The sequence below is a fragment of the Pseudomonas sp. NPDC089401 genome, from assembly GCF_044749485.1.
Lineage (GTDB): Bacteria > Pseudomonadota > Gammaproteobacteria > Pseudomonadales > Pseudomonadaceae > Aquipseudomonas.
The window spans coordinates 87717-97527 of the sequence record NZ_JBIVIA010000001.1; the positions used below are offsets into that span (position 1 = coordinate 87717).

Genomic DNA, 9811 nt, shown 5'->3' on the forward strand with positions numbered 1-9811 from the left:
CGCCGCCATGGCGCCCGGCAGGGCGAGCAGGCCCTGCTCGAAGAGCGCTTGAGCAGCGCGCAACTGGCCCAGGCTGGGCTGCAGGCGCAGCTCGATGCCAGCCGCGACGAGGTCAGCGACCTCAGTGAAGCCAACACCGTCAAGCAGGCCCAGCTCGCCGCCCAGGGCCGCGAGCTGGAACTGCTGCAGATCGACCGTGACAACGCCCGCGATGCCGCCCACGCCTGGCACCTGGAACGCGCCAGCCGCGAAGCCGAACTGCGCCGCCTGGAAGCCCAGGCCGCACGCCTGGAGGCTGAGCTGCGCGAGCAGCAGGACAGCCACCAGCAGCGCCTGGAAGACCTGCAGGAGGCCCGTGACACCCTGCGCGCCCAGTTCGCCGACCTGGCCACCAAGATCTTCGACGAGCGCGAGCAGCGCTTCGCCCAGACCAGCCAGCAGCACCTGGGCCAGTTGCTCGACCCGCTCAAGGAGCGCATCCAGGCATTCGAGAAGCGTGTCGAGGAAAGCTACCAGCAGGAGGCCCGCGAGCGCTTCTCGCTGGGCAAGGAGCTGGAGCGCCTGCAACAGCTCAACCTGCGCCTGTCCGACGAAGCCACCAACCTCACCCAGGCCCTCAAGGGCCAGAAGACCCAGGGCAACTGGGGCGAACTGATCCTGGAGCGGGTGCTGGAGCATGCGGGCCTGGAGAAGGGCCGCGAATACCAGACCCAGGTCAGCCTCAAGAGCGCCGATGGCGAGCGCTTCCAGCCCGACGTGCTGATCATGCTGCCCGGCGACAAGCAGGTGGTGGTCGATGCCAAGGTCAGCCTCACCGCCTACCAGCAGTACGTCGGCAGCAATGACGAAGCTGCCCTCAAGCAGCATGTGCAGTCGCTGCGCAGCCACGTCAAAGGCCTCTCGAGCAAGGACTACAACCGCCTCGAGGGCCTGCACAGCCTGGATTTCGTGCTGCTCTTCGTGCCCATCGAGGCGGCCTTCTCGGCAGCCCTGCAGGCCGAGCCGAACCTGTTCCAGGAAGCCTTCGACCGGCAGATCGTGATCGTCAGCCCGACCACCTTGCTAGCCACCCTGCGGGTCATCGACAGCCTGTGGAAGCAGGAGCGCCAGGGCCAGAACGCCCGCGAGATCGCCGAGCGCGCCGGCTGGCTGTACGACAAGTTCGTGCTGTTCATCCAGGACCTGGACGAGCTCGGCAACCGTCTGCAGCAGGTCGACAAGGCCTACGCCGCCGCGCGCAACAAGCTGTGCGAAGGGCGTGGCAACCTGGTCAGCCGCAGCGAACAGCTCAAGCTGCTCGGTGCCCGCGCCAGCAAGAGCCTGCCGGCCGAGCTGCTGGAGCGGGCCCTGAGCGACGAGGCAATGGCCGCTCAGGCGGTTACTGAACCAGGCTCAGATGGCGATTGAGCAGGGCGCGCAGGGCCGCTGGCTTGACCGGCTTGGCCAGGTAGTCCAGGCCCGCGGCGTGCACGGTGGCCAGGGTTTCCTTGCTGCCGTCGGCGCTGATCACCACCCCCGGCACCGGTTCGCCCAGCCGCGCGCGTAGCCAGCCCATCAGCCCGGTACCGGTTTCGCCGTCGTCCAGGTGGAAATCCACCAGCGCCAGGTGCGGGCGCATGCCCTCGGCCAGCAAGGCTTCGCATTCGGCGCGGTTGCGCGCCGTCCACACCTGGCAGCCCCAGCGGCTGAGCAGGCTGTTCATGCCGATCAGGATGCTGTCTTCGTTGTCCACGCACAGCACCTGCAGCCCGGCCAGTGGCTGGCTGGCCTGCTCCACGGGGGCGCTCGGCGCCGCCACGGCCTGGCGGGCGATCGGCACATTGACGCGGAACACCGTGCCCTTGCCGGGCCAGGAGCGCACTTGCAGGGTGTGGCCGAGTACCCGGCACAGGCCGTCGGCGATCGCCAGGCCCAGGCCGAGGCCTTTTTCGGCGCGGGTCTGGTGGCTGTCCAGGCGCTTGAACTCCTGGAAGATCACCTGCAGCTTGTCGTCGGCGATGCCCGGGCCGCGGTCCCAGACCTCCAGCCACAGGTGCTCGCCCTGGCGACGCACGCCCAGCAGGATAGGGCTCTTGCCGTAGCGCAGGGCATTGGTGAGGAAGTTCTGCAGCACCCGGCGCAGCAGCTTCATGTCGCTGTCGACCCGCAGGTGGCTGCCGCGCAGGCGGAACTCCAGGCCTTTTTCAGCGGCCAGCACCTTGAACTCGGCGCCGAGGGTGTCGAACAGTTCGTTGAGGGCGAACGGCTTGGCATCGGGGGTGATCTTGCCGTTTTCCAGGCGCGAGATGTCCAGCAGGTCACTGATCAGTTCTTCGGCCGAACGCAGCGAGCTGTCCATGTGCTGCACCAGCTGCTGGGCCTCCTGGTTCATGCCCTCGGCCTGTTGCGACAGGGCGGCGGAGAACAGCCGCGCGGCGTTCAGTGGCTGCATCAAATCGTGGCTGACGGCGGCGAGGAAGCGGGTCTTGGACTTGCTCACCGCCTCGGCCTGGCTCTTGGCTTCCGATAATGCCTGGTTGAGCTGCGACAACTCGTGGGTGCGTTCGGCCACGCGCTGTTCCAGCCCTTCGTTGGAGTCGCGCAGGGCCTGCTCGGCTTCGCGGAACGGGGTGATGTCGGTGAAGCTCATGACGAAGCCGCCGCCGGGCATCGGGTTGCCGATCAGCTCGATCACCCGGCCATTGGGGAACAGCCGCTCGGAGGAGTGCGCGCGGCCCTGGCGCATCCAGTGCAGGCGCCGGGCCACGTGGACTTGCGCCTCGCCCGGGCCGCACAGGCCGCGTTCGGCGTTGTAGCGGATGATGTCGGCGATCGGCCGGCCGACGCTGATCAGCCCGTCGGGGTAGTTGAACAGTTCCAGGTAACGGCGGTTCCAGGCCACCAGGTGCAGGTTCTGGTCGACCACGCTGATGCCCTGGTTGATGTTCTCGATGGCTCCTTGCAGCAGCGCGCGGTTGAACTGCAGCACCTCGCTGGCCTCGTCGGCGATGCGCACCACGTCCTCGAGCTGCATGTCGCGGCCCTCGATGGCGGCCTTGACCACGGCGCGGGTCGAGGAGCTGCCGAGCACGCCGGCGAGCAGGCGCTCGGTGTGCTCGATCCAGTCGCCGTCGGCGTTCTGGTTGGGGTTGAAGCCCTTGCCCTGGCGGTAGGCGAAGCGGATGAAGCTCTGCCGCGCGCGCTCCTCGCCGACGAAGCGCGAGGCCAGGTTCAGCAGGTCGTCGATCTGTACCGCCAGCAGCGGCTTGCTGCTGGGCCGGGCGCTGGTCTGCTGGCCGATGAAGCGGCCCGCCTGCCAGTGTTCCGACACGCGGGTGCGCGACAGCATCGACACCCACACGAACAGGGTGAAGTTGCCCGCCAGCGACAGCACCACGCCCTGGGTCAGGGGCGTGATCGGCAGGTCCAGCGGGTTGCCGTGCAGCCAGGCCAGGCCCGGGAACAGCGCCAGCGATACGCCCAGGCTGTGGGCGATGATCGGCAGCACCAGGGTGTAGAACCACAGGAAGATGCCTGCCGCGAGGCCGGCGAACACGCCGCGGCGGTTGGCCTGCTTCCAGTACAGCGCGCCGAGCATCGCTGGGGTCAGCTGGGTGACGGCGGCGAAGGCGATCTGGCCGATGGTCGCCAGGCTCGCGGTGGAGCCGAGCAGGCGGTAGCTGACGTAGGCCAGCAGCAGGATCACCACGATGGTCACCCGGCGCACCGAGAGCATCCAGTGGCGGAACGCCTCGAACGGCCGCTCGGCGTTGTTGCGACGCAGCAGCCAGGGCAGCAGCATGTCGTTGGAGACCATGGTCGACAGCGCCACGGCCTCGACGATGACCATCCCGGTGGCCGCCGAAGCGCCGCCGATGAAGGCCAGCAGCGCCAGGCTCGGGTGCGCCTCGGCCAGTGGCAGGCTGATGACGAAGGAGTCGGAGATCACCGTGCCGGGCAACAGCATCTGCCCGGCCAGGGCGATCGGCACCACGAACAGCGCGGCCAGCGCCAGGTACAGCGGAAACACCCAGCGTGCCAGGCGCATGTCCTGGGATTCGATGTTCTCCACCACGGTGACGTGGAACTGCCGCGGCAGGCAGATGATCGCCATCATCGCCACGGCGGTCTGTACCACCATCGACGGCCAGTTGATGGTCTCCTGCCAGTAGCTGTCCAGGTGCACCGATTGGCGCGCCTGGGTGAACAGGTCGTCGAAGCCGTCGTACAGGTTGAAGACGATGAACACGCCCACGGCGAGGAACGCCAGCAGCTTGATCAGCGATTCGAAGGCGATCGCCAGGACCATGCCGCGGTGGTGTTCGGTAACGTCCAGGCTGCGCGTGCCGAACACGATGGCGAACAGCGCCAGCACCAGCGACACCACCAGCGCGGTGTCCTGCACGCGGGTGCCGGTGGCATCGGCATTGGCGCCGATCAGCAGGTTGACGCCGAGCACGATACCCTTGAGCTGCAGGGCGATGTAGGGCAGCACGCCGACCAGGCAGATCAGCGCCACCACCACCGCCAGGGTCTGCGACTTGCCGTAGCGCGCGGCGATGAAGTCGGCGATCGAGGTGATGTTCTGCTGCTTGCTGATCAGCACCATCTTCTGCAGCACCCAGGGCGCGAAGATCAGCAGCAGGATCGGCCCCAGGTAGATCGGCAGGAACGCCCACAGCTGCTCGGCGGCCTGGCCTACCGCGCCGAAGAAGGTCCAGCTGGTGCAGTACACCGCCAGCGACAGGCTGTACACCCACGCACGCAGGCGCGGCGGCAACGGCGTGCTGCGGCGGTCGCCGTAGAAGGCGATGGCGAACATGACGGCCATATAGGCCAGGGCGACCACGGCGATCAGCCCGCTGGACAACGACATGAAAACTCCGGAGCAAGAAAGATAACGCGGTCCCGATCAGTCAGTCTGGCACGCAGGCGGCGGTTCGTCTGCGCCGACGATGGTCGCAGTGGCGCGTCGTCGCAGGGGCTCCTGTGCTGGCCTCTTCGCGGGCAAGCCCGCTCCCACAGGTACAGCGCAGTGCAGTCTTCAAGGCCGGTGATGACCCTGTGGGAGCGGGTTTACCCGCGAAGAGGCCGGCACAGGCAACATCAACCCCGACGGGTACCCAGCCAGTAGAACACCCCCGCCAGTATCACCGACATCACCAGCAAGTAGAACACCACCCCCGGCCACCACCGCCCCAGGGCGAACCCCACCAGCACCGGCCCCAGCGCCGCCCCCAGGTTGGACAGGTTCTGCGCACCGTAATACACCCCGCGCAAATGCTCCGGCGCGATCAGGTCGATGAACATGTACTCGGCCGGTATGACGATGATCTCGCCCAGGGTGAACACCAGCATCGCCAGGCACCAGGCCAGTACCGAGCCAGCCAGGGCAAAGCCCAGCAGCCCGGCGATGAACAGCGCCATGCCGGCCAGCAGCCAGGGCATCAACTGCTGGCGGCCGATGCGCCGGCCGATCAGGTACTGCAGGGCGATCACCGTGACCGCGTTGGTGGTCACCAGGTAACCCACCAGGCGTGCCGCCTCGCTGGCGCTGCTGGTCACCACCAGGTACTGCGAGAGGTAAGCAGTGAACTGGCCGAACACCACCGCGCTGAGCACCCCGCCGAGGGTGAAGCACACCAGTCGGCGATCACCTGCCAGGCCCAGCGCCACCTGGGCGAACCCGGCACCAGGCGTTGCCGGCGCGCTGGCCTGCAACTCGCGGTCGCCCAGGCGCCAGTAAGCCAGGCACATGCCCAGGCCGGTCAGCGCCGAAGCCAGGAAGGGCAGATGGTCGTCCAGCTCCAGCATGGCTACGCCCAGCATCGGCCCGACGGCATAGCCGACGTTGCTCAAGGTGTACTTGATGGCGAACACCTCGGCGCGCTGCTCCACCGGCAGCAGCGCGCAGAAACCGGCCTTGGCGGCGATGTCGACCACCGCCAGGGCCAGGTTGATCAGCACCAGGCAGGCAAAGAACAGCCACGCCGAACGGCTGGCGCTGGCGACGACGAAGGCCAGGGCGAACACCAGCGTGCTGGCGCTGACCAGCGCATGATTGCGCAGCGTGTCGACCAGGTGCCCGCCATACAGGCTCAGCAGCGAGGCGACGACCAGCGCGCCGCCGATCAGCAGGCCGATCTGGCCGACCGAAAGCCTGAAGTTGTCGGCCAGGTAGACCACCAGGTAGGGCAGGGTGAGGGCGCGGGCGACGGTCAGGGTGAAGGTGGTGGCCAGCAGCAGGCGGATACTGGCGGGGTAATGCTTGAGGGCGGTGAGCATGGGCACGTCCGGGTGCGAGAGAAAGCTGACGCAAGCATAGGGCACAGGCCGGTTTGCGCGCTCGCTCACAAGAAAGGCGCATGGCGGCATTCTGCCACTTTCAAACGCTTGTCCTATGCGCCAAGCTGACCGGTGGAGGATTGACAGTCCGCCAACAGCCGGGAATACTCTCGGAAAAATTCATATATATGTTTAGATAACAAGACGAGAGCCGCCCCATGCACCCACTGTCCGGTGATGCTCGACTGCCCCGCTATCAACAGCTGCGCGACCACATGGTCGAGCAGATCGCCAACAACCGCTGGCGCCCGGGCGAGGCGATTCCGACCGAGGCCGCCCTGGCCAGCGAATTCGACATGTCCGTCGGCACCGTGCGCAAGGCGGTCGACGTGCTGGTCACCGAAGGCGTGCTGGAACGCCAGCAGGGCCGCGGTACTTTCATCCGCCGTCCGCAGTTCCAGTCTTCGCTGTTCCGCTTCTTCCGCTTCGAGACAGTCAACGGCGAGCGCGTGATGCCGCAGAGCCGCATCCTCTCCATCGAACCGGTGCCGGCGCCTTCGGCTGTGGCCGAGGCCCTGGGGCTGGCGGCCGATGCCGAAGTGATCCGCATCGTCCGTACCCGTCTGCTCGGCGCCCAACCGGTGCTTGCCGAGGAGATCTGGCTGCCGCGCCAGACGTTCCAGCCACTGCTCGACGTCGAGCTGCAAAGCCAGGGCCCGCTGCTCTACCCGATCTACGAGGAGCTGTGCGGCCAGGTGGTCGCCTACGCCGAAGAGACCCTGACTGCCGAAGCGGTCGACGCGGCCCATGGTCGCCTGTTGCAACTGCCGGCCGACAGCCCGGTGGTGGTGATCGAGCGCCTGGCCCGCGACTACGCCGGCAAGCCATTGGAATGGCGCCGCTCGCGCGGCCACGCGCAGCACTTCCGCTACCGCGTCGACATTCGCTGAGCCGTTAAACCGGCCGTTTCGCCTTTTACCCGTCTGCGCCGTTCTGCCACGGCGCAGTGGCTTCGCCTGCCCGGTCGCCAGCGCGCCAAGCGCTTCGGTGCGCCCGGCCGGCACACACACGACTAGAAGGATAACAATGATGTTCAGCTGGTATCGCCAGATCACCTCACGGGAACGCAAGACGTTCTGGGCCTGTTTCGGCGGCTGGTCGCTCGATGCGCTGGAAGTGCAGATGTTCGGCCTCGCCATCCCCGCGCTGATTGCCGCGTTCTCCCTGACCAAGGGCGACGCCGGCCTGATCAGCGGCCTGACCCTGGTCACCTCGGCCATCGGCGGTTGGCTCGGCGGCACCCTGTCGGACCGCTACGGCCGTGTACGCACGCTGCAGTGGATGATCCTCTGGTTCTCCTTCTTCACCTTCCTCTCGGCATTCGTCACCGGCTTCTACCCGCTGCTGTTCGTCAAGGCCATGCAGGGCTTCGGTATCGGTGGCGAGTGGGCCGCCGGTGCGGTGCTGATGGCCGAGACCATCAACCCGAAATACCGCGGCAAGGTCATGGGCACCGTGCAGAGCGCCTGGGCCGTGGGCTGGGGCCTGGCCGTGGGCCTGTTCACCCTGATCTACTCGCTGGTACCGGCCGATTACGCCTGGCGCGTGATGTTCTTCGTCGGCCTGCTGCCGTCGCTGCTGATCATCTGGGTGCGGCGCAACGTGCCGGAGCCCGACAGCTTCCAGCGCCTGCAGAAAGAGAAGGCCATCCCCGGCAGTTTCTTCAAGTCCATGGCCGGCATCTTCCGCCCCGAACTGCTGCGCGTGACCCTGCTCGGCGGCCTGCTGGGCCTGGGCGCCCACGGCGGTTACCACGCGGTGATGACCTGGCTGCCGACCTTCCTCAAGACCGAGCGCAACCTCTCGGTGCTGAACTCCGGTGGCTACCTGGCGGTGATCATCTTCGCCTTCTGGTGCGGCTGCGTGGTCAGCGGCATGCTCATCGACCGCATCGGCCGGCGCAACAACATCCTGCTGTTCGCCCTGTGCTGCGTGCTGACCGTGCAGGCCTACGTGTTCTTCCCGCTGAGCAACACCCAGATGCTGTTCCTCGGCTTCCCGCTGGGCTTCTTCGCCGCCGGCATCCCGGCCAGCCTGGGTTCGTTCTTCAACGAACTGTACCCGGCCGACGTGCGCGGTGCCGGGGTCGGCTTCTGCTACAACTTCGGCCGCGTGCTGTCGGCGGTGTTCCCGTTCCTGGTCGGCCACATGAGCGAAAGCATGTCGCTGGGCAGCGCGATCGGCATCGACGCCGGCATCGCCTATGGCGTGGCCATGATCGCCGCGCTGTGCCTGCCGGAAACCCGTGGCCGCAACCTCGAGCCCACCCCCGCGCCGGAAATGGCTGGCGCGGTGGCCAAGTAACCTGACTTTGCCCGTATGAGAACCATGCCCGACGTTCCTGCTCCACACCTGACCGCCATCGACAGCCATGCCCACGTCTTCAGCCGCGGGCTGAACCTGGCCAGCGAGCGGCGCTACGCGCCCAGCTACGATGCGCCGCTGGGCGATTACCTGGGCCAGCTGCTGGCCCATGGTTTCAGCCATGGCGTGCTGGTCCAGCCCAGCTTCCTGGGCACCGACAACCGTTACCTGCTCAGTGCCCTGCAGACCGTGCCGGGGCAATTGCGCGGGGTGGTGATGCTTGACCGGGACGTCGAGCGTGAAACCCTGGATGACATGGCCCGCCTGGGCGTGCGCGGCGTGCGCCTGAACCTGATGGGGCAGGCGCTGCCCGACCTCACCGGCGCCGAATGGCGGCCACTGCTCGAACGGATCGGCGAGCAGGGCTGGCACCTGGAGCTGCATCGGCAGGTGGCGGACATTCCGGCGCTGGTGCGGTCATTGGAACCCTATGGCCTGGATATCGTGGTCGACCACTTCGGCCGGCCGGATGCGCGGCTGGGCCTGGGGCAGCCGGGCTTTGCCGAGTTGCTGACCCTGGGTGGCAAGGGCAAGGTCTGGGTGAAGGTATCCGGTATCTACCGTCTGGAAGGTACTGCGCAGCAGAACCTGGCGTTCGCACGTCAGGCGCTGGGGGCGCTGGAAGCCCACTATGGCGCCGAGCGGCTGATGTGGGGCAGTGACTGGCCGCATACGCAGCATGAGTCGGTGGTGAGCTTTGGTACTGTGGTCGAGCAGTTCGAGGCCCTGGGCTGTTCGGCTGAGTTGCGCCAGGCGTTGCTGGTGAATACTGCCCAGGCTTTGTTCGGTTTCGAATGATGCAGTGCCTGTGCCGGCCCCTTCGCGGGTAAACCCGCTCCCACAGGGATCCCACAGTTTTCAGATGCTGTGATATCCCTGAGGCTCCCACAGGGATCCCACAGTTTTCAGATGCTGTGATATCCCTGAGGCTTCCACAGGGATCCCACAGTTTTCAGATGCTGTGATATCCCTGAGGCTCCCACAGGGATCCCACAGTTTTCAGATGCTGTGATATCCCTGAGGCTCCCACAGGGATCCCACAGTTTTCAGATGCTGTGATATCCCTGTGGCTTCCACAGGGATCCCACAGTTTTCAGATGCTGTGATATCCCTGAGGCTCCCA

At 66.7% G+C, this 9811-nt stretch carries 6 protein-coding genes; 4 read left to right on the forward strand and 2 right to left on the reverse strand.

The features are described from left to right. Nucleotides 1-33: 33 nt before the first annotated feature. Nucleotides 34-1407 (forward strand): DNA recombination protein RmuC, encoded by a 1374-nt coding sequence (gene rmuC / locus ACIP21_RS00435; protein ID WP_400684267.1) that lies wholly within the window; start codon nucleotides 34-36, stop codon nucleotides 1405-1407. Here rmuC and ACIP21_RS00440 read toward each other — a convergent pair. Both ACIP21_RS00440 and ACIP21_RS00445 read right to left on the reverse strand, forming a co-directional pair. After that, a complete protein-coding gene (locus ACIP21_RS00440; protein ID WP_400682714.1) occupies nucleotides 1379-4855 on the reverse strand; it encodes a NahK/ErcS family hybrid sensor histidine kinase/response regulator in 3477 nt (1158 codons plus the stop codon). The genes rmuC and ACIP21_RS00440 overlap by 29 nt on opposite strands. A gap of 230 nt (nucleotides 4856-5085) precedes the next feature. Then, entirely contained in the window at nucleotides 5086-6264 is a 1179-nt protein-coding gene (locus ACIP21_RS00445) for an MFS transporter (RefSeq protein WP_400682716.1), read from the reverse strand. Between the two features lie 218 nt (nucleotides 6265-6482). On the opposite strand from ACIP21_RS00445, the gene ACIP21_RS00450 reads away from it, so the two are divergent. The 3 genes from ACIP21_RS00450 (at nucleotide 6483) to ACIP21_RS00460 (ending at nucleotide 9486) form a co-directional block, all read left to right on the forward strand. Continuing rightward, nucleotides 6483-7214, forward strand: coding sequence for a GntR family transcriptional regulator (locus ACIP21_RS00450; RefSeq protein ID WP_400682717.1), 732 nt, complete (start codon nucleotides 6483-6485; stop codon nucleotides 7212-7214). A 139-nt stretch (nucleotides 7215-7353) separates the two neighbouring features. Further along, nucleotides 7354-8628, forward strand: a complete 1275-nt coding sequence (locus ACIP21_RS00455; RefSeq protein WP_400682719.1) for an MFS transporter — start codon at nucleotides 7354-7356, stop codon at nucleotides 8626-8628. Between the two features lie 24 nt (nucleotides 8629-8652). Further along, the gene (locus ACIP21_RS00460) at nucleotides 8653-9486 is read left to right on the forward strand and encodes an amidohydrolase family protein (RefSeq protein ID WP_400682720.1); all 834 of its coding nucleotides are present in this window, start codon (nucleotides 8653-8655) and stop codon (nucleotides 9484-9486) included. Nucleotides 9487-9811 lie beyond the last annotated feature (325 nt).

What these genes read in the sequence shown, in the direction of transcription:
- ACIP21_RS00440 (WP_400682714.1), bottom strand. Translation starts at nt 4,855, where the DNA reads ATGTCGTTGTCCAGCGGGCTGATCGCCGTGGTCGCCCTGGCCTATATG.
- ACIP21_RS00450 (WP_400682717.1), top strand. Translation starts at nt 6,483, where the DNA reads ATGCACCCACTGTCCGGTGATGCTCGACTGCCCCGCTATCAACAGCTG.
- ACIP21_RS00455 (WP_400682719.1), top strand. Translation starts at nt 7,354, where the DNA reads ATGTTCAGCTGGTATCGCCAGATCACCTCACGGGAACGCAAGACGTTC.
- ACIP21_RS00460 (WP_400682720.1), top strand. Translation starts at nt 8,653, where the DNA reads ATGCCCGACGTTCCTGCTCCACACCTGACCGCCATCGACAGCCATGCC.
- ACIP21_RS00445 (WP_400682716.1), bottom strand. Translation starts at nt 6,264, where the DNA reads ATGCTCACCGCCCTCAAGCATTACCCCGCCAGTATCCGCCTGCTGCTG.